Consider the following 22,386-nt stretch of genomic DNA (forward strand, 5'->3'; position numbering starts at 1 on the left):
GAGGGTAGTGCGCCCCGGGCGGTTCGTCCCGGTTCGACACCGGAGTCGTCAGGGCGTGACGGCCCGGCCGTGCGCCCCGTGGACCGACGCGGCGGCGACCCGCTCGAACGCGGCGACCATCGGGCGCGTCTCGCTCTCGCGGTGCACGAGGGCGACGTCGCTGCGGACGCGGGCCTCGGGCAGCGCGAGGCAGCGGACGTCGGGGCCCGCGATCGTGCGCACGCACTCGGGTGCGATCGTGACGCCGAGCCCGGCGCCGACCAGCCGCAGGATCGTCAGCCAGTGGCTCGCCTCGTGCGCGACGACGGGCCGGAAGCCGCGCTCCTCGCACAGGCTCAGCGGTTTCTCGAAGGCGCGGGCACCGGCGCTGCGGGGCGCTCCGACGAACGGGTCGTCGCGCAGCGCGAGCACCGACGCCTCGGTCGCGTCCGCCGCGGCGTGCGTCGCGGGCACGACGGCGACGTAGGCCTCGGTGAGCAGCGGCGTGGTCACGAGGCCCGCCACGGGGTCGGCGTCGCGGACGACGCCCGCGTCGATGCTGCCGTCGAGCAGCCCGTCGACGACCCGGGCGGTGAACGACTCGTGCAGCCGCAGCTCGACGCCCGGCAGCTCGTCGAGGTGGCGCCGGAGCACCTCGGGGAGCAGCGTCATCATCACGGAGCCCACGTAGCCGAGGTGCAGCACGCCGGCCTCGCCGCGACCGATCCGCCGCGCCTCGCCCACGTCGCGGTCGAGGTTCCGCAGCGTGCGCCGGGCCCGGTCGAGGAACGCGTCGCCGGCCGGGGTGGTCCGCACCGAGCGGGACGTGCGGGTCAGCAGCGGGCAGCCGACGGCGGCCTCGAGCTGACGGATCGCCTGCGAGAGCGGCGGCTGCGCCATGTGCAGGCGCTGCGCGGCCCGGCCGAAGTGCAGCTCCTCGGCGACGGCGACGAAGTAGCGCAGGTGCCGCAGCTCGATGTCCATACGCCCAGCATCTCAGTCGAGACGAACAAGATCCTGGACGTGTCGACGAGTGCCCGGTGTGATGGAGCCATGGACCTCACGATCCGCCCGCTCACCACCCCGGCCGACGCCGCGGCGTTCCGCACGCTCAACGAGGAGTGGATCGTCCGCCACTTCTCGCTCGAGGACGAGGACCGGCGCCAGCTCGACGACCCGGTCGGCGTGATCGTCGACCCCGGCGGCGAGGTGCTCGTCGCGGAGCTCGACGGCCGCGTCGTCGGCTGCGTGGCCCTGCGCCCGGCAGCCGACGGCGTCTACGAGCTCTCGAAGATGGCGGTCGACCCCGCGCTGCGCGGCCGCGGCGTCGGGCGCCGGGTCATCACGGCGGCCGTCGAGCGCGCCCGGGAGCTCGGGGCGACGTCCCTGTTCCTCGGCAGCTCGACGCGGCTCGCGCCCGCGGTGCACCTCTACGAGTCCGTGGGGTTCCGGCACGTCCCTCGCGAGGAGATCGACATGCCGTACGAGCGGGCCGACGTGTTCATGGTGCTGCCGCTCGTCCCGGCGTCGGCGCAGGTCGGCGCCTGAGCAGCCGTAGCCGCGCGCTCGCTGCCGCGTCGTCGACCGGTCCGCCTCACAGGCTCGTCGCCGTCCGCACCAGCCCTGCGACCCCGCGCGAGCGGCTGTGCGGGGGCCAGGCGATCACCGTCGTGACCGCCGGCGCGTCGAGCACCGGGACGACCGCGACGTCGCCGCGCACGAGCACGCGGCCGGACTCCGGCACGATCGCGCACGCGCGGCCGAGCGCGATGAGCTGCACGAGCTGCGCGTGGTCGTGCGCCTGCGGACCCGGCCCGTCGGCGTAGGTGCCGTCCGCCTCGGGCCAGCGGGGCAGCGGCAGCCCCGGCACGTCGGTCAGGTCGGCGAGGTGCAGGTGCGGGCGCGCGGTCAGGGGATGCCCCGCGGGCAGCAGCGCGACCTGGCCCTCGGTGCGGAGCTCCTCGACGTCGAACCCGGCGACGTCGTCGAACGGCAGGTGCAGCAGCGCGACGTCGGCCCGCCCGTCCCGCAGCACGCGGGACTGCTCGCCGATCCCGCTCAGCAGCACCTCGACCGGGACGGCGTCGGGCTCCGCGGCGTACGCGTCGAGCAGCTTCGCGAGCAGCTCCGTCGACGCACCGGCCTTCGTCGCGAGCACGACGCCGGGCGCCCCGGTCGTGGCGTGCGCGGCGCGGCGGGTGCGGCGCTCGGCGGCCTCGACCGCATCGAGCACCGCGCGGCCCTCGTGCAGCAAGGCCTGCCCGGCCTCCGTCATCGTGACCGACCGGCTCGTGCGTTCGAGGAGCGTGACCCCGAGGCGGCGTTCGAGCTGGCGGATCGCACGCGAGAGCGGCGGCTGCGCGATGCCGAGGCGTTCGGCGGCCCTCCCGAAGTGCAGCTCCTCGGCGACGGCGACGTAGTACCGCAGCTCGCGCGTCTCCATGCGGTCCAGCGTAGCCACGCGGTCGGCGGTCGATACCGCTGGGGTATCGGTCGCACCGAAGCGGTATTGGACCCTCCGAGGGGGCGGGGCACAGGCTGGCGGCATGAGCGAGAAGACGACAGCGCTGGTCACCGGCGCGAACAAGGGGATCGGGTACGAGATCGCGGCGGGCCTCGGGGCGCTCGGCTGGCGTGTCGGGGTCGGCGCGCGCGACGACCGCCGCCGCGAGGACGCCGTCGAGAAGCTGCGGGCCGCGGGGGTCGACGCGTTCGGCGTCGCGCTCGACGTGACCGACGACGCGAGCGTCGCGGCCGCCGCCGCGCAGCTCGAGGAGCACGAGGGGCGGCTCGACGTCCTCGTCAACAACGCCGGGATCACCGGCGGCGGGCCGCAGGAGCCGACGAAGGTCGACCCCGCGACGATCCGCGAGGTCGTCGAGACGAACGTCATCGGCGTCGTCCGGCTGACCAACGCGCTCCTGCCGCTGCTGCGGCGGTCGGCGTCGCCGCGCGTCGTGGTCATGTCGAGCAGCGTCGGCTCCCTCACCCTGCAGACGACGCCCGGCGCGGACACCGGCCCGATCTCCGCGGCGTACTCACCGTCGAAGACGTTCCTCAACGCCGTCGTCGTCCAGTACGCCAAGGAGCTCGCGGGCACGAACATCCTGGTCAACGCGGCGTGCCCGGGGTTCGTGGCGACCGATCTCAACGGTTTCCGCGGGACGCGCACACCCGAGCAGGGGGCGCAGGTGGCGCTGCAGCTCGCGACGCTGCCCGACGACGGCCCGTCCGGCGGGTACTTCAGCGACGGAGGGCCGATCCCCTGGTGAGGCGGGCGGCGCCGGCTCAGCCGGCGTGACGCGGCGGACCGTCCGGCCCGCCGCGACGAGGTCCGCCGCCCCGGCAGTCGCCGGGGTGGCGGGCTAGCTCTCGGCGACGGGAGCCGCGTCGGCCGCCCGCGCGTCGTCGGCGGCCGGCGCCTCGTCGGCGTGCGCGACGTGTGCCAGCTGCCGCCACAGCAGCACGAGGAACACCGCCGACCCGACGAACGCGAACCAGAACGGTGCGGTCACGCCCCACCGCTCGGCGAGCACCCCGCCGATCGCCGAGCCGACGACGAGGCCGCCGAAGACCCCGACGAGGTGGACGCTCCCGACCCTGCCCTGGAGCGCCGTCGGCACGGCCCGCTGGCGCACGGTGACGGACGTCGTGCCCCAGACGAACGCGTGCGCCCCGAAGACGAAGAAGATCGCGAGCGCGACCCAGGCGTTCCGGGTCAGCGCCAGCGCGAGGTGCGTGAGCGTCTCGATCACGAGCCCGATCCGCATGAGCGCCCCGAGGCTGACGCGCCGCGTGATCCACCCGTAGGAGAAGGTCCCCGCGAGCCCGCCGACCGCGCTGACCGTGGTGAGGAGCCCGAAGCCGACCTCGCCGAGCCCGAGCCGCTCGGTCGCGTACAGCACGAGGACCGACCACGCGGCGCCGAACGTGACGTTGAAGATCAGGATGGTCAGGACGAGGGTCCGGACCGCCGCGTGGTGCGCGACCCACCGGAAGCCCTCGGCGATGTCCCGGCGCAGGTGCCGGCGGGCCGGCCGGTCGGCGGGGTCGCGTGCGGGCAGGACGACGCGCGAGACGAGCACCGCGCCGAGCAGCACCGCGATCGCCTGCGTGCCGAACGGGAGCGCCGTGCCGGCCGCGAACAGCGCTGCGCCGAGCGGCGGCCCGGCGAGCTGGTTCATCGTGAGGAACGCCGTCTGGATGCGGGAGTTGGCGACCGCGAGGTCGTCGCGGTGCACGAGCGTGGGCACGAGCGTCCCCGAGGCGTTGTCCGCGAAGACCTCCGCGGTGCCGAGCAGGAACAGCGCGCCGAGGACCAGCGCGATCGACACGTCCCCGGTCGCGACGACCGCCGTGAGGACCCCGAGCACGACCGCGCGCGCGAGGTCGACGGACACGACGATGAGCCGGCGGTCGAGCCGGTCGGTCAGCGCTCCCGCGAACAGCCCGAACAGCAGCGGCGGCAGCCACTGCAGCGTCGCGGCGAGGGCGACGAGCCGGGCGTCGTCGGTGAGGGACGCGACGAGCAGCGGCCCGGCGGCGAGCGCGAGCCCGTCGCCGAGGTTGGAGACGAACGCCGAGCCGACGAGCCACCGGAAGGGCACGCCGAGGCGTCCGGGCAGGACGGTCTCGACGAGGTGGCTCACAACTGGCAGATGCTAGGCGCCCGCACGGGCCCGGGTCGTGCTCATTGCGGTGTGCGGAGGACGATCCGGCGGACGTCGTCCAGGTCGCGGGCGAGGTGGGTCGCGCCCGCGGACGTGAGCTCGGCCGCCGTGCCGAAGCCGTGCAGGACGCCGATCGAGTCGACGCCGTTGTCCCGGGCGGCGTGGACGTCGTGCTCGCGGTCGCCGACCATCACCACCGTGGCCGGCGGCGCCGCCAGGTCGCGGAGCGCTGCGTGCAGGGTCACCTGCTTCGTCACGACCTCGTCGGGTGCGCGTCCGTGGACCGTGCCCACGAGGTCGAGCAGGCCGGTGCTGCGCAGCGCCTCCTCGGCGAACGCCTGGATCTTCGCGGTGACGACGCCGACGCGCACGCCGGACGCCGTGAGGTCGGACAGCAGCCCGGCGGCGCCGGGGTAGGGCCGGTACAAGGAGATGCCCGCGTCGCGGTAGTGCTCCCGGTAGTGCGCGACGGCGCGCTCGACCTGGTCCGGGGGCAGCGCGTAGTAGTCGCGGAACGAGTGCTCGAGCGGCGGGCCGACGAACCGGCGCAGGGCGGCCTCGTCCTCCTCGGCGATGCCGAGCCTCGCCAGGGCGTGCCGGACGGCGTCGGTGATGCCGCTGCCCGGGTCGCACAGCGTCCCGTCGATGTCGAACAGCGCGGTCCGGTACATGCCGACCACGGTAGGTCGCGGCGCGACGAGCGGCACGAGGGTGGTGCGAGCCACCGGGCTCCGGGAATACCCCCGGGGGGTACCCGGTTGTGACCTGTCAGATACCGCTAGGGGGTATCTCTGGACGCGGAGGGACGCTACGAACGGGGCGCGAGACCGCCCTGTCCGCCTCGGCCACCCGAGATCCGGAGCACGCACCACCCGAGAACCCCGAGGAGCAGCGATGAACCCCACCGACCACTCGACCCGCCCGACCGGTCGTGCCCTGACGCGCCTGGCGGTCACGGCCACGCTGCACTGCCTCACCGGCTGCGCGATCGGCGAGGTCCTCGGCATGGTCGTCGGGACCGCGCTCGGCTGGTCCGACGTGCAGACGATCGTGCTCGCCGTCGCCCTGGCGTTCGTCTTCGGCTACGCCTTCACCATCACCCCGGTCATGCGCTCCGGCCTGTCGCTGCGCGCCGCGATCCCCGTCGCCCTGGCCGCGGACACGCTCTCGATCACCGTCATGGAGGTCGTCGACAACGCGATCATGCTCGCCGTCCCGGGCGCGATGGACGCCCACCTCGACAGCTGGCTGTTCTGGGGCGCGCTCGCCGTCGCGCTCGCGGTCGCCTTCGTGGTGACCGTGCCGGTGAACCGGTGGCTCATCGGCCGCGGCAAGGGCCACGCCGTCGTCCACCAGCTCCACGGCGCCGCGCCCGCGACCGACCACACGCACCACCAGGCTCACTGACGGGCGCCCGCCTCACGACACCTCGGCGAGCCGCCGGCGCAGGTACCGCCGCTCCGCGTCGTTCGTCACGTGCGTGAGCGCCGCGCGGTACGCCTCGGCGGACTCGGGATCCCGCCCGGCCCGCCGGAGCAGGTCGGCGCGCGCCGCGGGGAGGTAGTGGTTGCCGTCGAGCCGCCCGGACGCGTCGAGCGCGTCGAGCAGCGTCAGCCCGGCGTCGACCCCGTCGGCCATCGCGACCGCGACCGCCCGGCTGAGGTCGACGTACGGGGACGGCGCCCGGCGTGCGAGCTGCGCGTAGAGCCCGGCGACCGCCGCCCAGTCGGTCGCCCCCGCGGTCGCGGCGGTCGCGTGCAGCACCGCGACCTCGGCCTGCAGCAGGTACGGCCCGGGGTCGGTGGTGAGCCGGCGCGCACGGACCAGGACGTCGGCGGCGGCGGCGGCCTGGCGCGCGTCCCACAGCGCGCGGTCCTGCTCCTCGAGCGGCACGAGCTCGCCGGCGGCGTCGGTCCGGGCGGCGCGCCGGGCGTCGTGCGCGAGCTCGAGCGCGAGCAGGCCGTGCACCTCCGCGTCGTCGGGCACGAGCTCGGCGAGCACGCGCGTGAGCCGGATCGCCTCCGCGGACAGGTCCTCCCGCACCACCCCGGGCCCCGCGGTCGCGGAGTAGCCCTCGGTGAACAGCAGGTAGAGCACCGCGAGCACCCCGTCGAGCCGCTCGGGGAGCACGTCGTCGGCCGGCACCCGGTACGGGATGCCCGCGTGCGCGATCTTCTGCCGGGCCCGCACGAGCCGCTTGGTCATGGCCGCCTCGCCGACGCCGAACGCGCGGGCGATCTCCGGGACGGTGAGCCCGCACAGGGTCCGCAGCGTGAGCGCGACGCGTGACTCGAGCGGGAGAGCCGGGTGGCAGCACGTGAAGATCAGCCGCAGCCGGTCGTCGGTCACGGCGCTCCCGGCACCGTCGTCGGGGTTCTCGGCGGCGGACGCGCCGCCGTGCAGCTCGAGCGCGTCCATCGCCGCCACCTCCCGGAGCTTGCGTGCCTCTGTCGTCGCGCGCCGGAGCCGGTCCAGCGCACCGTTGCGTGCGGTGGTCGTGAGCCAGGCGCCCGGCCGGTCGGGCACCCCGTCGACCGGCCACCGCCTCGCGGCCGCCACGAACGCGTCCTGGGCGGCGTCCTCGGCGAGCGCGAAGTCGCCCGTGAGCCGGATCAGGGTGGCGACGACGCGCCCCCACTCGGCGCTGAACGCCGAGGTGAGGGCAGCGTCGACGTCGGTCACTCCGACCACAGCGGCCGGATCTCGATCGCGCCGAGACGCGCCGACGGGTGCTTCGCCGCGATCTCGATCGCCTCGTCGAGGTCCGCGGCCTCGATGAGCCCGATGCCGGCGACCTGCTCGGCGACCTCGGCGTAGGGCCCGTGCACGACGGCGGTCTCGCCGCCCTGGACGCGCACCGTGCGCGTCTCGTCGGGCAGCCGGAGGCGGTACCCGCCGCGGTCGACGTCGCGCCGCTGCATCTCCTCGACCCACTCGGTCGGCGGCGTCCGGTCGGGCTCGTGCGCGGGCGCGTCGGGGACGGCGGCCATCAGAAGCATGTACTGCATGGTTCCTCCTGGGGGGTGCGACGGGAAGGGGTCCGGGGTCCGGCTCAGAACGGCCAGACCTCGCGCACCTCGATCGACCCGAAGCGGGCCACCGGGTGCAGCGCGGCGATCTCGACGGCGCGGTCGATGCTCTCGGCCTCGATGAGGTCGTAGCCGGCGATGAGCTCCTTGTACTCGGCGAACGGCCCGTCGGCGACGAGCGTGCGCCCGTTGCGGACCCGGACGGTCGTGGCGTCCTCGATGTCGCGGAGGCGGTTGCCCTCGAGACGCCTGCCGAGGCGCGGGACGTGCACGTCGACCCAGGTGCTCGGGTCGTTGTCGTCGGCGGTCGGCGTGGCCTCGGGGTCGACACGGACGAGCATCACGAACTGCATGGGGACTCCCTGGGTCGTGCGCCCCGGGTGGGGCGGCTTCGTACAGGCACGACGAACGGGATCCCGCGACGAGGACACGTCGGACGACGGAATCTCGGACGAGCTCTCCCGCGCCCTGGCAGGCGGTCGCCGGCGGCCGAGCGCCACGCCCCCGTCGTCCCAGGACCGGTCCGGGGCACGGGACCGTGTCGCGCGCCGGGCCGCTCCCGGTCTGCCCTCGGGCCGCCCCTGCGACCCGCCGCTAGGGTCGGCTCATGAGCCACCGCGCCGCCCCCGCCGCCGCATGAGGCCCGCCGCGGCGCGCACCCTGCACGGGCTCGTCGCCGTGATGGTGCTCGCGGGGGTCGGCGTCGAGGTGGTGACGGCGTTCACCGACGGACCGGGCGTCGCGGGGACCATGGCCGAGCGCCTGACGCGCCTGTTCAGTTACTTCACGATCCAGTCGAACCTGCTGGTCGGCGGCACGTCGGCGCTGCTCGCGCTCGACCCGCAGCGGGACGGGCGGGTGTTCCGCGTGCTGCGGCTCGACGGACTGCTGTGCATCGGCGTGACCGGGATCGTCTACCACGCGGTGCTCGCGGGGCTGCAGGAGCTGACGCCGTCGGGCGCGTTCGCGAACCTGCTCCTGCACACGACGGTGCCGGTCGTCGCCGTCGTCGCGTGGCTCGTCGTCGGGCCCCGTCCCCGTGCCGACCGCGCGACGGTGCTGTGGTCGGTCGCGTACCCGGTCGCCTGGCTCGTGTACACGTTCGCGCGCGGGGCCGTCGTCGGCTGGTACCCGTACCCGTTCCTCGACGTCGGCGAGATCGGCGGGGCGCAGGCCGTGCTCAACGCGCTCGTCGTCGCGGTGGTGTTCCTGCTGCTCGCGGGCGTCGTCGCGTTCGTCGAGCACCGGCTGCCCCCGACGCCACGCACCGTGCGGGACGGCTCCGGGGCGGTGGACGACCCCGACGCGTCGGTGGACGCCCGGGTGTGACGAGCCCAGCGGCCCGGCACCCCTACCTCGACGACCCCTCGGGGTTCGTCGCGCTCGCGCACCGCGGCTTCGCGCCCGACGGCGGGGAGAACTCGCTCGCGGCGTTCGCGGCGGCCCACGACCTCGGCTTCCGCTACGTCGAGACCGACGCGCATGCGACCGCCGACGGCGTGGCCGTGGCCCTGCACGACGCGACGCTCGACCGCACGACGGACGCGCGCGGCCGGGTCGGGGACCTGCCGTGGGCGACCGTCCGGCGAGCGCTCATCGGGGGCCGCGAGCCCGTCCCGCTGCTCGAGGACGTGCTCGGGACGTGGCCCGAGCTGCGGGTCAACGTCGACGTCAAGGACGCGCGCGCCGCCGCCCCCGTCGCCGCGGTGATCGAGCGGACCCGGGCGCACGACCGGGTCTGCGTCGCGTCGTTCTCGGCGGCACGGCGCCGGGCGACGCTCGCGGCGCTGACCCGTCCGGTCGCGACGTCGGCGGCGACGGGCGAGGTGGCCCGCTTCCTCGTGGCGCGCCGCACCGGGCTGGACCGCGCGGCGGCCCGCGCGCTGCGCCCCGTCGACTGCCTCCAGGTGCCGGTCGCCCAGGGGCGGGTGCGCGTGGTCGACGCCGGGACGGTCGCGGCGGCGCACGCGGCCGGTCGGCAGGTGCACGTGTGGACGGTGAACGACCCGGCGCAGATGCGCACGCTGCTGGACCTCGGGGTCGATGGCCTGGTCACCGACCGCGCGGACCTCCTGCGCGACGTGCTGCGCGAGCGGGGCACCTGGCCCTGACGTGCCCGGCGCCTGCCCGCCGTGTGCTCACCGGCCGAGGCCGGGCGGCCGCCACGTGGCCGGACCCCGGGACGTCGTTGTCCCGGGGCCAGACCGGCGGCCGTCGTCGCCACCCGCGCGAGCGCGCCCGGTGTCCCGGGGCGCCGGCGGGGTGCCGACGGGGTCAGACGCGCGCGTACCGGGCGCGCGCGAAGGAGTAGACGCCGAACGCCGCGAAGCCGAGCGCGACGAGCGTCAGGAGGAGCTTGCCGAAGGGGGCGTCGAGCAGCGCGCGCAGCGCACCGTCGAGCCCCTGGGACTGCGCGGGGTCGTGCGTGACCGCGGCCGAGACGAGCAGCACGCCGACGATGCCGAGCGCGATGCCCCGAGCCACGTACCCCGCACGGCCGGCGCGCACGACCCACGTGCCGGGGTGCTCGACGAGGTCGCGCAGGAACGTCTTCTTCCAGCCCTTGTGCACGTGGTAGACGGCGATCGCGACGATGCCGACCCCGACGGCCCCGACGAGCACGAGGCCGAACGGCTTCTCCATGAGCGAGGCGGTCATCGTCGTGGTCTGGTCCGAGCCGCCGCTCGAGCCGGAGCCGCGGGCGACGGAGAACGCGGTCCAGGCCAGCACGAGGTAGACGACGCCCTTGCCGGCGGCCTTGAGCCGGTCGCCGGTCTCCCGGAGGACGGCCGCCTCGGTGAGCTGCCACACGCCGAGCAGCGCGAGCCCGACGACCATGACCCACAGGGCCACGGAGCCCGGCCCGGAGCTCCCGAGGGTCTGGAGGGCGCCGGACTGGCTGGCCTCCTGCGCGCCGGTCGACCACGCCAGCTGGAGCGCGACGAACGCGATGAGCAGGTGCAGGAGCCCGCTCGCGGCGTAGCCGAGGCGCGCGCCCTTCTCGAGAAGCCCGTGGTTGCCCGCCCCGGCTGCTGCAGAGCGCACTGTCGTGTTCATGGCGCACACCTTGGCACCCTGGGGGCGATCCCGCCTGGGCAGGCGTCCAGCAGCGCGTGAGAGTCCTCTCCTGGACGCGCGCACGCCCGCCCGGCAGCGCGCAGGCGTGCCGGGCGGGCGTGTGGTCGTGCGGTGGTGCCGGTGCCCGCTGCGGGCCCCGGTCGGGTCAGGCGGCGGTGCCCCGCGTGGCGGCGGCCAGCGCCGCGCGCAGCCCGTCGGCGTCGAGGTCGGGGCCGTAGCCGGGGGTGCCGGGCTCGATGCGCCAGCTGTCGGCGAGCGTGCCGGCGTCGACGGGGTCGAAGCCCAGCTCGTCGAGCAGCGCGCTGACCTGTGCCTTCGCGTCGTCGTGGTCGGAGGCCACGGCGAGCGCGCGGCGGCCGGGCGTGCCCGACGGGGTGCCGCGCGAGCCCAGGTCGGCGGCGGTGATGTGGTTGAACGCCTTCACGACGGACGACTCCGGGAGGTGCTCCTGGAGCAGCGCGGAGCTCGTCGTCTCGTGCGCGTCGAGCTCGGGGACCTGTCCGTCGCGCTGCCAGTAGTAGTTGTTGGTGTCGATCACGACCTTGCCCACGAGGGGCTCGACGGGGACGCTGCGGTAGGCCTTGAGCGGGATCGTCACGACGACGACGTCCCCCGCCTCGGCCGCCTCCTGCGCCGTCCCGGCACGCGCGCGGTCGCCGAGCTCCGCGACGAGGTCCGTGAGGGTCTCCGGGCCGCGCGAGTTGCTCACCACCACGTCGTACCCGTGCTCGACGGCGAGGCGCGCGAGCGTCCCGCCGATGTGTCCGCTGCCGATGAGTCCGATGGTCGTCATGGTGGCTCGAACCGTGCGGGACGCCGAGGTGTTCCCGGCGCGGTGCCGCCGCGTCGGGCACCCGCCCAGGAGCGTGCGCAAGCGCTTCGACGCAGTGTCGCGTTCATCCCTTTGTCGCTGGTTCGCCCCGGGATGCCTCTGCTACTGTCCGGACAGGTCACAGAGCCCTGATAGGTGTCAGCAAACGCACGTCGGCACCCGGGCCCCGTGCTGCCGGGTGGACCTCTCGGCTCCGCACCGCTCATGCTTCTGGGGGAAGTCCATGATCACCGAGTCCCTGGACCTCACGCGGAGCCCGCTGGACGGCCCGGGGCTCAGCGACCGGACCACGGTCGACCGCCGGCTGGTGCACCGCGCGGCGCTGAGCGAGGTCTTCGTGACCGACTCGGCGCAGGTCGGGGAGGCGGCGTACGAGGTCGGCGCGCAGCTGCCGCCGCAGCACGGCTACTACGGCGACCACACCGGCCGCGTCCCCCGGGTCGACCCGCTGCTGCTCCTGGAGTGCTGTCGGCAGGCCGAGACGCTCGTCGCACACGCCTACCTCGGCGTCCCGCTCGGCCAGCACTTCGTCCTGCGCTCGTGGGACATGGCGTTCCCCGGCACCGGCGAGATCCCGGTCGGCTACGCGCCCCCGACGCTGCGCCTGCTCGTCGAGGTTGAGCGCCCCCGCACGGTGCACGGGGTCCTGCGCTCGCTGACCTACCGCGTGACCGTCTTCGTCGCGCAGCCAGTCGGGGAGTCCGAGGTCGGGCGGCTGTCGACCGAGGTCATGTTCGCCTCCCCGATGGCGTACCGCGCCCTGCGGGACACGCGCCGCCGCACGACCCTCGTGACCAGCGCCGGCCTGCGCGACGCCCCCGTGCCGCCGCCCCTCGACCCGGCCCTCGTCGCCCGGGCGCACGAGCGCAACGTGGTGCTGACCACGGTCGAGGCCGACGAGCACGAGGTCCGCGGGGTCCTGCGGCTGCCCTTCGCCAACGCGAGCCTGTTCGACCACGCGCAGGACCACGTGCCCGCGATGGTGCTGACCGAGGCGGCCCGTCAGCTGGCCCTCGTCGCGCTCGCCGACGTGCACGGCCTGTCCGCGCAGCACACGCACGTCGGTGCCGTCAGCGGGCAGTTCCTGCAGTACGTCGAGCTCGACGAGCCGACGGTCCTGCACATGGAGGCCCCCCGGCCGCCCGTGCGGTCGGCGCCCGACCAGCCGCCGCGCTCGACCGTCGCCGTGCGGGTCGTGCAGGGCGACCGGCCCGCCGCGACCATCGAGCTCGCGCTCGACACGCTGCCGGGACCGCTGGGCGCCCACCGGGCGGGCGCGTGACGGTCGGCACGGTGGTCCCGGCCGGCGCTGGCGCTGCCGACCACAGCCGTCCCGCGGGGCCGTCCCGCGGCGACGCACCGACCGCGCGGCCCGCGCCGCCGACCCCGGAGGGTGCTCGTGCCTGATCCGCGTGTTCTGGTGGTGGGCGCCGGGCCCGTCGGTCTCGTCCTCGCGTGCGAGCTGCTGCGGCGCGGGATCGACGTGCGGGTCGTCGACAAGCGCACGCAGGCACCGGCGCACTCGAGGGCGGCGATCCTCTGGCCGCGCCAGCTCGAGCTCCTGCGCCGGACGGGCGTGACGCCGCGGCTGCTCGAGCGCGGTCACCGGGTCGACGCCGTCGCGTTCTGGTCCGAGGGTCGCCGCAAGGGCACCGTGCGGATCTCGACGGTGCCCGACGCGCTCTACCCGTTCGCGGTGACGATCCCCCAGACCGTGACGGAGGAGATCCTCGCGCAGCGCGTCGTCGAGCTCGGCGGGACGATCGAGAGCGGCACCGAGCTGCTCGTGCTGTCGCACCCCGACGAGCGCGACGGCGGCCCGCACGTGTCGCTGCGCGGTCCCTCGGGCGAGGTGACCTATGAGCGGTTCGACTGGGTGGTCGGCGCGGACGGCGCCCACAGCACGGTCCGCCGTCTGCTCGAGGTGCCGTTCACCGCGGCCCCCGTCAACGTCGCCTTCGGCATCTGCGACGCCCCCGTCGAGGGCGCGCCGTCGGACCGCACGGTGCACTACTTCTGGTCCGGCGCCGGGATGATCGGCCTCGCCCCGCTGCGCGAGGGCGTCTACCGGGTCGCGATGAGCCTGCCGACGGCCGAGGGGCCGCCGCCGCCGCGCGAGCTGTTCCAGCGCCTGCTCGACGAGCGTGCGCCGGGCTCCGGCACGGTGGGCGAGCCGGAGTGGACCGCGGCCTTCGCGGTGCGCTTCGGGACGGCCGGGGCCTTCCGGAAGGGCTCGTGCTTCCTCGTGGGCGACGCCGCGCACATCATGAGCCCGGCCAACGGTCAGGGGATGAACACCGGCGTGCAGGACGCGGTGAACCTCGGCTGGAAGCTCGCGGCCGTGATCCGCGGCGAGGCGCCCGACGCGCTGCTCGACACCTACGAGACCGAGCGCCGGGCGGCGGCCGTGCGGGTCACCGCCGCGACGGGCGTGCAGACGCGCCTGGGCCTCCTGGGCAGCCCGTGGCGCCGGTGGCTCCGTGACGCCGCGGTGGTCGTCGCGGACCGCACGCGGCTGCTCCAGCGCGCCGCGCCGATGTTCGCCCAGCTCGACACGAGCTACGCGCCGGGCCGGACGCCGCTCCTGGGGAGCCGGTCGCTGCGGGTGGGGGACCGGGTGCCGGCCTTCGTGGACGACGGCAGCGACTGGCCGGGCGCCAGGACGTGGCCCGTCCTCGACGCGGACGCGTGGACCCTCCTGCTCTGGCCGGGGCGTGCCGGTCGTGCCGTCGACCCCGGGCGTGCCGCGGCTATCGCCGCCGGGCTGCCCGACGTCCGGGTCACCGATCTCGCGTCCCTCGCGTCGCCGGCCCTCCGCCGCGTGCTGGGCGGTGCGCCGCGGTTCCTGCTCGTGCGGCCGGACGGCCACCTGGCGGCCCACGGCGGGCTCACCGGCGCCCGCGCCGCCGTCGACGCGGTCCGTGCGGTGCTGCCGGTCAGCGCCGCGGGGGCTCGCCGTCCTGCGTGAGCGACGGCCTCGTGCGCCCGAACTTACGGCGAACCCCGAGTATCAGGGTTCTGCTAGAGATACGGGTTCTGATACCGTCGATCACGACCGAGGGCGTCAGCCGTCGCTCGCCGGATCTGCACCCGTGCTCACCTGGAGGCTGACTTGACCGCCACCATCCCCCGTCTCCCGGACGAGGCCGCGACCGCCGCCGGCGGCGACGAGCCCACCGGGATCGCCTTCTTCGACGTCGACGGCACGCTCCTGCGGCTCACGAGCCTCGTCTCGTTCTACGAGTACTACGTGCGCGGCTTCGCCCCCGTCGAGCGGGCCCGCAGCCTCGACGCGCTCGCGGACCTGCTGCGCGCAGACCTCCCGCGCGAGGAGGCCAACGCGGCCTACTACCGGCTCATCGCGGGCGAGCCCGTCGCGGACATGGCCGCCGCCGGCCGCCGCTGGTTCGCGCAGGTGCTCCTGCAGGGCTTCGTCGACGGCGCCGTCCACGCGCAGCTCGACGTGCACCGCGCCGCCGGCCGCGCGATCGTGCTGGTCTCCGGCTCCTTCCCGGCCTGCCTCGAACCCGTCGCCGCGCACCTCGGCGCCGACCGCGTGCTGTGCTCGCGCCCCGAGATCGCGCACGGGCGCTACACGGGCTGGATCGGCACCCCGATGATCGGGGACGCCAAGGCCGCCGCGGTCGCCGCGGTGCTCGACGAGCTGGCGCCCGGCACCCCGTCGTGGGCGTACGGGGACCACGAGTCCGACCTGCCGATGCTCGAGCAGGTCCGCACCCCCGTCGTCGTCGGCGCCGACGCCGTGCTCACCCGGCTCGCCCGGGAGCGTGGCTGGGAGGTCCTCGACGGCGAGGGGCCGCTCGCCGCGACCGCCGAGACCCGCCCGGCCGCGAGCCGGGCGCGCTGACAGCCCCGGCCTCGGCGGCACCGGGATGCGCACCGCCACGCGGCTCGCACCGGTGCGAGGGGCGTCGAGGTCGGGGCCTCGTCCACGCACGGCCGAGCGGGCAGCGACCCGTGGACCCGCTCGACCCGTCCGACCGTCCCGAGGAGCCGCCGTGCGTGCCGTCCAGCTCTCCGAGCACGGCGGGCCCGAGGTGCTGCGGGTCGCCGAGGTCGCGGAGCCGGTCCCGGGAGCCGGGGACGTGCTGGTCGAGGTCGCCTGCACGGGCGTGACGTCGGCCGACGTCCAGGTCCGCCGGGGTCGGGTCGCCGTGGACCTCCCGCACGTCCCGGGCCTCGCGGTCAGCGGCCGGGTCGTCGCGGTCGGCGAGGCGGTGACGACGCTGGTTCCCGGGCAGCGGGTGGTGGCGCTGGTCCTCGCCGGCGGAGGGGCCGCGGAGCTCGTGGTGGCGCCGGGGTGGGCGGTCGTGGCGCTGGAGGGCGAGCTCGAACGGCTCTCCGACGCCGTCGCGGCCGCGGTGCCGTGCGACGTGACGACCGCCTGGGGGCTCCTCGAGGCGGCGCGGGTCGGGGAGCGCGAGACGGTGCTCGTGCTCGCTGCGGCCGGCGGTGTCGGCTCGGCGGCGGTCCAGCTCGCGATCGCGCAGGGGGCGATCGCGGTGGCCGCCGTCGAGCACGACGCCGCACGGGCCAGCGCCCGCAGCTGGGGTGCCCGGCACGTCGTGACGTACGACGGGCTGACGCAGCCGGGCCACCCGCTCGACGACCTGCTGGGCGGGCGTCCGGTGGACGTGGTGCTCGATCCCGTGGGGGGTGCTGTCGGGCGGGCCGCGGCGGCGACCCTCGGCTTCGGCGGGCGCCACGTCGTCCACGGCGACGGCTCCGCCGAGGACGACGTCGTCGCGACGAGCTGGGTGCGCCGGACGGGGACGAGCCTCGTCGGGTACGACCTCCGCGCCCTCGCCGTCGCCGCGCCGGAGCGGCTGCGCGAGCACCTGACGGACGCGCTGCACGCCGTCGCGGACGGGACCGTCGGGCTCGATGTGAGCGCACACCCGCTCGACGACGTCGCCGCGGCCCACGTCGCGCTCGGGTCGCCGACCTCCACCGGGACGCGCATCCTGCACGTCGGAGGGCGCACGCGCACACCCCGGGCCGGGTCCGACGGTGGTCCCGCGCCTGACCACCCCGATTGGTGACCCGAGGGAAACCGTGGTCCGGTGGGGGACCAGTAGGCTGAACCGGACGTCAATCAGAGCCCTGACACGACGCGACGAAGGGGTCACATGAGCAGCAAGGCTGAGTCGGCCAGGATCCAGGCGGAGATCGCCGCGCGTCTGGGGCAGTCGATCAAGAGGGCCGAGCAAGCGCTCATCGCGCGGAAGAGCCAGGCGCTGCGCCCCTTCGACCTCACGGTGCCGCAGTACGCCGCGCTCATGGTCCTCTCGTACTCCCCGGGTCTGTCCGGCGCCCAGCTCGCTCGCGCGTGCATGGTCACGCCGCAGACCATGGCGACGGTGCTGGGGAACCTCAAGTCCAAGGGGCTCATCCGCCGCGACCCGTCCTCGGTGCACAAGAAGGTGCTCGTGACGGAGCTGACGCGCACGGGCCGTGCGGTGCTCAGCGAGGCGGACGCCGCGGCGCGGGCCGTCGAGGACCGGCTCTCCGCGGAGTTCGACCGGGAGGACCAGGAGCAGCTGCGCTCGCTGCTCGAGCGCGCGATCAAGGTGCTGTCGAGCGACGGTTGAGCCCGGCCCGGGGGCCGGGCTCAACCGGTGCGCGTCACCGGCGCGTCGAGCCTGCAGGTGACCGCCCGCGGACGTGCGCCGACGCCGGCGTGTGCCGGCGACCCGCCGTCAGACCGTGCGGGCGACCTCGGTGAAGTCGAGACGCGTCTGGCGCGGGTAGGTCGCGGGCGTCGAGAGGTCGTCGTGCTCGGCGGGCGCCTGCCCGACGTTGATGACGAGCACCGAGCGCCACGACGTGCCGGCGAGCAGGTCGGCGTCGAGCGCGGCGGCGTCGAACCCGCCCATCGGTCCGGCGTGCAGGCCGGCGGCCCGGAGCCCGACGATCAGGTACCCGGCCTGCAGGAACGCGTTGTCGCGGGCCATCGCGGCGCGCGCCTCGGGGGCGCCGGCGAGGCCCTCGGCGACGGCGGCCATGTGGGGCGCGAGGCGGCCCATGTGCTCGTGGAAGTCGACGTCCGTCGCGACGACGAGGCTCAGGGGCGCGCGCTCGGTCTTGGCGCGGTTGCCGCCGGCCATGTGCGCGGCGAGGCGCGCGCGGCCCTCGGGGGAGCGGACGACGAGCACGCGCATCGGGCTCGTGTTCATCGCGGTGGGTCCCCAGCGGACGAGGTCGTACACGGCGGCGAGCTGCGCGTCGGTGATCTCGTCGGCGGAGAAGGTGTTGACCGTGCGGGCCTCGCGGAACAGGAGGTCGGCGGTCTGCTCGTCGAGGACGAGCGGGGTCTCGGACGGGCTCAGCGTGTCGGTCGTCATGATTGCTTGAAGTGTCAAGTCTTGCGCCGGATTCCGGCGGCGGACGTCGTGTGCGTCACACGCGCCGGACGTTGGGGGAACCTTCGCTGCGCGTTCACCGAATTTCGACAGAAACCGATTGACTGTCGATAGGTCGCTGCCCGAGGATCGACGCATGACCGCTGCGCGCTCCACCGGGTGTGACGCGTGACCGCCGACTGGGTGGGTCACCTCGCGGACACCCCGTGGGCCGTCGTCGTGCTCGGGCTCGTCACGGTCGTCGACGGGTTCTTCCCCCCGGTCCCGAGCGAGTCGGCGGTCGTCGCGCTCGCGGCCCTCGGTGCGGCCGGCCGCGGCCCGGATCCGGCGGTCGTCGGCGTCGTCGCGGCGCTCGGGGCGTTCGCGGGCGACCAGGTGGCGTACACGCTCGGGCGGCGCCTGCCTGCCGGCGGTCGTGGCGTCGTCCGCTCGCGCCACGGCCGGCAGGTGCTCGCCTGGGCCGAGGACGCCCTCGCACGGCGCGGCGGCGTCCTGATCCTGGCCGCGCGGTTCACGCCGGGGGGACGGGTGCTCGTGAACATGACGGCCGGGGCCGTCGGGTTCCCCCGCGGACGCTTCAGCGCGATCGCCGCGCTCGCCGCCGTGCTCTGGGCGGCGGGCTCCGTGCTGCTCGGGGTCGGTGCCGGGCACCTGCTCGCCGCCCACCACCCGCTCGTCGGGATGGGCGCCGGGGTCGCCGGTGGGCTGCTCGTCGGGCTGGTCGTGGACCGCGTGCTGCGGCTGCGCGCCGCGGGTGCAGCGCGGCGCGCGGCTCCCCGCCGCACGCCCGAGGCGGCTGCGTGCGCCCGGTGCGCGGACCCCGCGCCCGCCGAGCTCACGTTCGCGGTGCACCGCCTGGCGTGACCGGTCGCGCGTCCGCCGGGCGCGCGCCGCGCAGGGCTCAGAGGAGCGCGAGCACGCCCAGCACGCCGACCGCGATCCCGAGCGCCAGCGAGACGCCGATCAGCACGGCGTGCACGGTGCGGAACCGCGTCGCGCGCCCGGACGCGTCACGCGAGCGCGGGTCGGCGGCGATGCGCTGCCAGAAGCGCGGCCAGATCAGCAGGTTCCACAGGCCGGTCGCCACGAGGAGGATCGCCCACGGGGTCGGCAGCAGGATCGCGTCGGAGGTCACGGGGGAAGTATCCCGTGGTGGGCGTCGGGGTGGCGCCGCCCTCACGGCGCGTGGCGGTCCAGGAACTCGTACACCTCGGTCGCGTCGACGCCCGGGAACGCCCCGGTCGGCAGCGCCGCGAGCGTGCTCGCGTGCGGGCGGGCGCTCGGCCACGACCGTCCGGCCCACCGCGTCGCGAGCTCCTCGGGCGCCTCGCGGCAGCACGCCGCGTCCGGGCAGCGGGACGCCGCACGCTCCGGCGTCTCGCGACCGCGGAACCAGCGCACGTGCGCGAAGGGCACACCGACCGACACCGAGAACTCGCCCTCGGGCGACCCCTGCACGCGCGACGTGCACCAGTAGGTGCCCGACGACGTGTCGGTGTACTGGTAGTACGGGCTGAACCGGTCCGGGATCGAGAACACCACGCGCGCGGTCCAGTGCTTGCACACCGGCTGCCCCTCGATCGCCCCGAGCGGGTCGGACGGGAAGCGCACGCCGTCGTTCTCGTACGCCTTGTGCAGCGTGCCGCTCTCGTGGACCTTCATGAAGTGCACCGGGATGCCGAGGTGCCGGGTCGCGAGGTTCGTGAAACGGTGCGCGGCGGTCTCGTAGGTCACGGCGAACGCGTCGCGCAGGTCCTCGACCGAGAGCCGCCGCTCGGCCTTGGCCTCGCGCAGCAGCGCCACGGTGCCGTCCTCGGGCAGCAGCAGCGCGGCCGTCAGGTAGTTGGTCTCGACGCGCTGGCGCAGGAAGTCCCCGTAGTCGCGCGGCTCGGTGTGCCCGAGGACGTGGCTCGCGACCGCCTGGAGCAGCGCCGAGCGGGGGTCGGCCGAGGACGTCAGCCCGTGCGGGAGGTAGATGCGGCCGTGCTCGAGGTCGGTGACCGAGCGGGTCGAGTGCGGCAGGTCGTGCACGTAGTGCAGCGAGAAGCCGAGGTGCGCGGCGATGTCGGCGGTGCCGCGCTGCGACAGCGGCCCGCCCGGGTGCCCGACGGCGGCGAGCAGCCCACGCGCGTGCTCCTCGAGGTCGGGGAAGTAGTTGTCCTGCGCGCGCATCGTCGCGCGCAGCTCGGCGTTGGCGCGGCGGGCCTCCTCGGGGGTCGCGGCCTTCTCGGTGAGGAGCCGCTGGACCTCGGCCTGGAGCCGGACGAGCGCCTCGAGCGCGTCGCTCGGCAGCGACCGCCCGACCTTGACGAGCGGGACCTGCAGCGACGCGAACAGGGGGCCGCGCTGGGCCCGCTCGAGCTCCACCTCGAGGGCCGCGCGCCGGCTCGGGGCCTCGTCGCGCAGCAGCTCGGCGAGCGGGACGTCGAGCGCGTGCGCGACCTGCTGCAGCAGCGAGAGCTTGGGCTCGCGGTGGCCGTTCTCGAGCATCGAGACCTGGGAGGCCGCGCGCCCGATCGCCGCGCCGAGGTCGTCGAGCGTCATGCCGCGCGCGGTGCGCAGATGCCGGACGCGGCGCCCGAGCACGAGCGTGTCGACGCCCGGCTCCGCGGTGTCGTCGGGCACGGCCCGGGTCCGCACCGGGGCCGGGGCGGCCGGGGTCCGCGCGGCACCGCTCCGCCCGTCGGCCGTCGTCCGCGGTCCCGGCCCGCCCCGGTCCGCGCTGGTCCGGGGGCCGCGGTGGCCCGCCCTCGCCGGGTCGGGGGACTGTCCGGGCCTCGTCGCCTCGGTGGAGATCGCCATGCTCGACGGTCGCAGACCGGCTCCGCTTCTGTCGAGGAGAAGGATCGCCGATCTTCTGCGCGCTGGGAGGGCTCCCGCAGGTCGACGCGGGTCCAGGGTGAGTTGCACGAGGGAACCATCGAGAAGAACCGGAGGACATCGTGAACGAGACGACCGCGACGACGGGGCCGACGAGCACGAGCACGGCACGGGAGCGGTCCGCCGGCACGGCCCGCCCGGGCGGCACGACCCGGCCCGGGGACCAGGTGCAGACACCGGAGGAGCTGGCCCACGAGTGGGCCACCGACCCGCGCTGGGCCGGCGTCCGCCGCGACCACACCGCCGAGGACGTCGTGACGCTGCGCGGCTCGGTCCGCGAGGAGCACACCCTCGCCCGCCGCGGGGCGGAGCGGCTCTGGGAGCTGCTGCACACCCGCGAGTGGGTGCCCGCGCTCGGCGCCCTGACCGGGAACCAGGCCGTGCAGCAGGTCAAGGCCGGCCTCGAGGCGATCTACCTCTCTGGCTGGCAGGTCGCCGCCGACGCGAACCTCTCCGGCCAGACCTACCCGGACCAGAGCCTCTACCCGGCGAACAGCGTCCCGGCGGTCGTGCGCCGCATCAACAACGCGCTGCTGCGCGCCGACCAGGTCGAGTCCTCGGAGAACGGCGGGCGCCGGACGCGCGAGTGGCTCGCGCCGATCGTGGCCGACGCGGAGGCCGGCTTCGGGGGGCCGCTCAACGCCTACGAGCTCATGGCGGCGATGATCGCGGCCGGCGCGGCGGGCGTGCACTGGGAGGACCAGCTCGCGGCCGAGAAGAAGTGCGGCCACCTGGGCGGCAAGGTCCTGGTCCCGACGAGCCAGCACGTGCGCACGCTGAGCGCCGCGCGGCTCGCGGCCGACGTCGCGGGCGTGCCCACGGTCGTCGTCGCGCGGACCGACGCGCTCGGCGCCGACCTGCTCACGTCCGACGTCGACGAGCGCGACCAGCCGTTCCTCACCGGCGAGCGCACGCCCGAGGGCTACTTCCGGGTCCGCTCGGGGCTCGACGCAGTCGTCTCCCGGGCAGGCGCCTACGCCGAGTACGCCGACCTGCTCTGGGTCGAGACGTCGACGCCCGACCTCGCCCTCGCCCGGGAGTTCGCCGAGCGCATCCACGAGCGGTTCCCCGGCAAGCTCCTCGCCTACAACTGCTCGCCGTCGTTCAACTGGCGCTCGCACCTCGACGACGCCACGATCGCGCGCTTCCAGAAGGAGCTCGCGGCCAGCGGCTACGCGTTCCAGTTCATCACCCTGGCCGGTTTCCACGCGCTCAACCACTCGATGTTCTCGCTCGCCCGCGGGTACGCCGAGCGCGGCATGAGCGCGTACGTCGAGCTCCAGGAGGCCGAGTTCGCGTCGGAGCCCGACGGCTACACCGCCACGCGCCACCAGCGCGAGGTCGGCACCGGCTACTTCGACAAGGTCGCCACCGCGATCGACCCCCGGAGCGCCACGCTCGCGCTCGCCGGGTCCACGGAGGCGTCGCAGTTCGCCCACTGAGCGGACGCACGCCCGCGGGCGGTGCGGGGTCCCCGCGACCCGGGGCCCGTTGCCCCGCACCGTCCGCCCGTCCGGCCCCGGCCGTCCCGCACC

24 protein-coding genes are annotated in these 22,386 nt (G+C 75.4%); 12 read left to right on the plus strand and 12 right to left on the minus strand.

Annotated features, from left to right (window positions below):
• Positions 1-48 precede the first annotated feature (48 nt).
• Positions 49-963, minus strand: a complete 915-nt coding sequence (locus AB6N24_RS03230; protein ID WP_412867991.1) for a LysR substrate-binding domain-containing protein — start codon at positions 961-963, stop codon at positions 49-51.
• Positions 964-1,032: 69 nt separating this feature from the next.
• On the opposite strand from AB6N24_RS03230, the gene AB6N24_RS03235 reads away from it, so the two are divergent.
• Entirely contained in the window at positions 1,033-1,527 is a 495-nt protein-coding gene (locus tag AB6N24_RS03235; RefSeq protein WP_412867992.1) for a GNAT family N-acetyltransferase, read from the plus strand.
• A gap of 46 nt (positions 1,528-1,573) precedes the next feature.
• Here AB6N24_RS03235 and AB6N24_RS03240 read toward each other — a convergent pair whose 3' ends face one another.
• A complete protein-coding gene (locus AB6N24_RS03240) occupies positions 1,574-2,422 on the minus strand; it encodes a LysR family transcriptional regulator (RefSeq protein ID WP_412867993.1) in 849 nt (282 codons plus the stop codon).
• A gap of 103 nt (positions 2,423-2,525) precedes the next feature.
• Here AB6N24_RS03240 and AB6N24_RS03245 point away from each other — a divergent pair, with 103 nt between their 5' ends.
• On the plus strand, positions 2,526-3,251 hold the full coding sequence (locus AB6N24_RS03245; RefSeq protein WP_412867994.1) for an SDR family NAD(P)-dependent oxidoreductase: 726 nt from the start codon (positions 2,526-2,528) through the stop codon (positions 3,249-3,251).
• Between the two features lie 93 nt (positions 3,252-3,344).
• On the opposite strand, the gene AB6N24_RS03250 is transcribed toward AB6N24_RS03245, so the two are convergent.
• A complete protein-coding gene (locus tag AB6N24_RS03250) occupies positions 3,345-4,628 on the minus strand; it encodes an MFS transporter (protein WP_412867995.1) in 1,284 nt (427 codons plus the stop codon).
• Positions 4,629-4,669: 41 nt separating this feature from the next.
• Entirely contained in the window at positions 4,670-5,374 is a 705-nt protein-coding gene (locus AB6N24_RS03255) for an HAD hydrolase-like protein (RefSeq protein ID WP_412867996.1), read from the minus strand.
• A gap of 169 nt (positions 5,375-5,543) precedes the next feature.
• Between AB6N24_RS03255 and AB6N24_RS03260 the strand changes: the two genes are divergently transcribed.
• Positions 5,544-6,056, plus strand: a complete 513-nt coding sequence (locus AB6N24_RS03260) for a DUF4396 domain-containing protein (RefSeq protein ID WP_412867997.1) — start codon at positions 5,544-5,546, stop codon at positions 6,054-6,056.
• A gap of 12 nt (positions 6,057-6,068) precedes the next feature.
• On the opposite strand, the gene AB6N24_RS03265 is transcribed toward AB6N24_RS03260, so the two are convergent.
• The 3 genes from AB6N24_RS03265 to AB6N24_RS03275 are packed head-to-tail and all read right to left on the minus strand — an operon-like array spanning position 6,069 to position 8,031.
• Complete coding sequence (locus AB6N24_RS03265; RefSeq protein ID WP_412867998.1) at positions 6,069-7,340, minus strand: RNA polymerase sigma factor; 1,272 nt, start codon at positions 7,338-7,340, stop codon at positions 6,069-6,071.
• Positions 7,328-7,657, minus strand: coding sequence for a YciI family protein (locus AB6N24_RS03270; RefSeq protein WP_412867999.1), 330 nt, complete (start codon positions 7,655-7,657; stop codon positions 7,328-7,330). Before AB6N24_RS03270 ends, AB6N24_RS03265 begins: the two co-directional genes overlap by 13 nt.
• A gap of 44 nt (positions 7,658-7,701) precedes the next feature.
• The gene (locus AB6N24_RS03275) at positions 7,702-8,031 is read right to left on the minus strand and encodes a YciI family protein (protein WP_412868000.1); all 330 of its coding nucleotides are present in this window, start codon (positions 8,029-8,031) and stop codon (positions 7,702-7,704) included.
• Between the two features lie 283 nt (positions 8,032-8,314).
• Here AB6N24_RS03275 and AB6N24_RS03280 point away from each other — a divergent pair, with 283 nt between their 5' ends.
• Positions 8,315-9,007 (plus strand): Pr6Pr family membrane protein, encoded by a 693-nt coding sequence (locus tag AB6N24_RS03280; protein WP_412868001.1) that lies wholly within the window; start codon positions 8,315-8,317, stop codon positions 9,005-9,007.
• Complete coding sequence (locus AB6N24_RS03285) at positions 9,004-9,789, plus strand: glycerophosphodiester phosphodiesterase family protein (protein WP_412868002.1); 786 nt, start codon at positions 9,004-9,006, stop codon at positions 9,787-9,789. The genes AB6N24_RS03280 and AB6N24_RS03285 overlap by 4 nt, the downstream gene beginning before the upstream one ends.
• A gap of 163 nt (positions 9,790-9,952) precedes the next feature.
• Here the strand turns inward: AB6N24_RS03285 and AB6N24_RS03290 are convergent, their stop codons facing one another.
• Complete coding sequence (locus tag AB6N24_RS03290; RefSeq protein ID WP_412868003.1) at positions 9,953-10,735, minus strand: DUF1206 domain-containing protein; 783 nt, start codon at positions 10,733-10,735, stop codon at positions 9,953-9,955.
• Between the two features lie 166 nt (positions 10,736-10,901).
• Entirely contained in the window at positions 10,902-11,618 is a 717-nt protein-coding gene (locus AB6N24_RS03295; RefSeq protein WP_412868043.1) for an NADPH-dependent F420 reductase, read from the minus strand.
• Positions 11,619-11,811: 193 nt separating this feature from the next.
• Between AB6N24_RS03295 and AB6N24_RS03300 the strand changes: the two genes are divergently transcribed.
• From AB6N24_RS03300 to AB6N24_RS03320, 5 genes are all read left to right on the plus strand, one after another.
• Positions 11,812-12,870 (plus strand): ScbA/BarX family gamma-butyrolactone biosynthesis protein, encoded by a 1,059-nt coding sequence (locus AB6N24_RS03300; protein WP_412868004.1) that lies wholly within the window; start codon positions 11,812-11,814, stop codon positions 12,868-12,870.
• 117 nt (positions 12,871-12,987) lie between these two features.
• The gene (locus AB6N24_RS03305; protein WP_412868005.1) at positions 12,988-14,556 is read left to right on the plus strand and encodes an FAD-dependent monooxygenase; all 1,569 of its coding nucleotides are present in this window, start codon (positions 12,988-12,990) and stop codon (positions 14,554-14,556) included.
• A 144-nt stretch (positions 14,557-14,700) separates the two neighbouring features.
• Positions 14,701-15,456 (plus strand): HAD family hydrolase, encoded by a 756-nt coding sequence (locus AB6N24_RS03310; protein WP_412868006.1) that lies wholly within the window; start codon positions 14,701-14,703, stop codon positions 15,454-15,456.
• 151 nt (positions 15,457-15,607) lie between these two features.
• Positions 15,608-16,651 carry a quinone oxidoreductase family protein gene (locus tag AB6N24_RS03315; protein WP_412868007.1) on the plus strand — a complete coding sequence of 348 codons (1,044 nt, stop codon included), beginning with the start codon at positions 15,608-15,610 and terminating at the stop codon, positions 16,649-16,651.
• Between the two features lie 87 nt (positions 16,652-16,738).
• On the plus strand, positions 16,739-17,200 hold the full coding sequence (locus AB6N24_RS03320) for a MarR family winged helix-turn-helix transcriptional regulator (protein ID WP_258725213.1): 462 nt from the start codon (positions 16,739-16,741) through the stop codon (positions 17,198-17,200).
• A gap of 108 nt (positions 17,201-17,308) precedes the next feature.
• Here the strand turns inward: AB6N24_RS03320 and AB6N24_RS03325 are convergent, their stop codons facing one another.
• Positions 17,309-17,953 (minus strand): malonic semialdehyde reductase, encoded by a 645-nt coding sequence (locus AB6N24_RS03325; protein ID WP_412868008.1) that lies wholly within the window; start codon positions 17,951-17,953, stop codon positions 17,309-17,311.
• Positions 17,954-18,139: 186 nt separating this feature from the next.
• Between AB6N24_RS03325 and AB6N24_RS03330 the strand changes: the two genes are divergently transcribed.
• Positions 18,140-18,835 carry a DedA family protein gene (locus tag AB6N24_RS03330; protein WP_412868009.1) on the plus strand — a complete coding sequence of 232 codons (696 nt, stop codon included), beginning with the start codon at positions 18,140-18,142 and terminating at the stop codon, positions 18,833-18,835.
• A gap of 37 nt (positions 18,836-18,872) precedes the next feature.
• On the opposite strand, the gene AB6N24_RS03335 is transcribed toward AB6N24_RS03330, so the two are convergent.
• Together AB6N24_RS03335 and AB6N24_RS03340 are read right to left on the minus strand one after the other, a co-directional pair.
• Positions 18,873-19,106, minus strand: a complete 234-nt coding sequence (locus tag AB6N24_RS03335) for an SCO4848 family membrane protein (protein WP_412868010.1) — start codon at positions 19,104-19,106, stop codon at positions 18,873-18,875.
• Positions 19,107-19,147: 41 nt separating this feature from the next.
• Positions 19,148-20,596 (minus strand): helix-turn-helix domain-containing protein, encoded by a 1,449-nt coding sequence (locus AB6N24_RS03340; RefSeq protein WP_412868011.1) that lies wholly within the window; start codon positions 20,594-20,596, stop codon positions 19,148-19,150.
• A gap of 422 nt (positions 20,597-21,018) precedes the next feature.
• On the opposite strand from AB6N24_RS03340, the gene aceA reads away from it, so the two are divergent.
• Positions 21,019-22,293, plus strand: coding sequence for an isocitrate lyase (gene aceA, locus AB6N24_RS03345; RefSeq protein WP_412868044.1), 1,275 nt, complete (start codon positions 21,019-21,021; stop codon positions 22,291-22,293).
• The last annotated feature ends 93 nt before the right edge of the window (positions 22,294-22,386 follow it).

Source organism: Cellulomonas jepli, from assembly GCF_047229345.1.
Classification (GTDB): domain Bacteria; phylum Actinomycetota; class Actinomycetes; order Actinomycetales; family Cellulomonadaceae; genus Cellulomonas_A.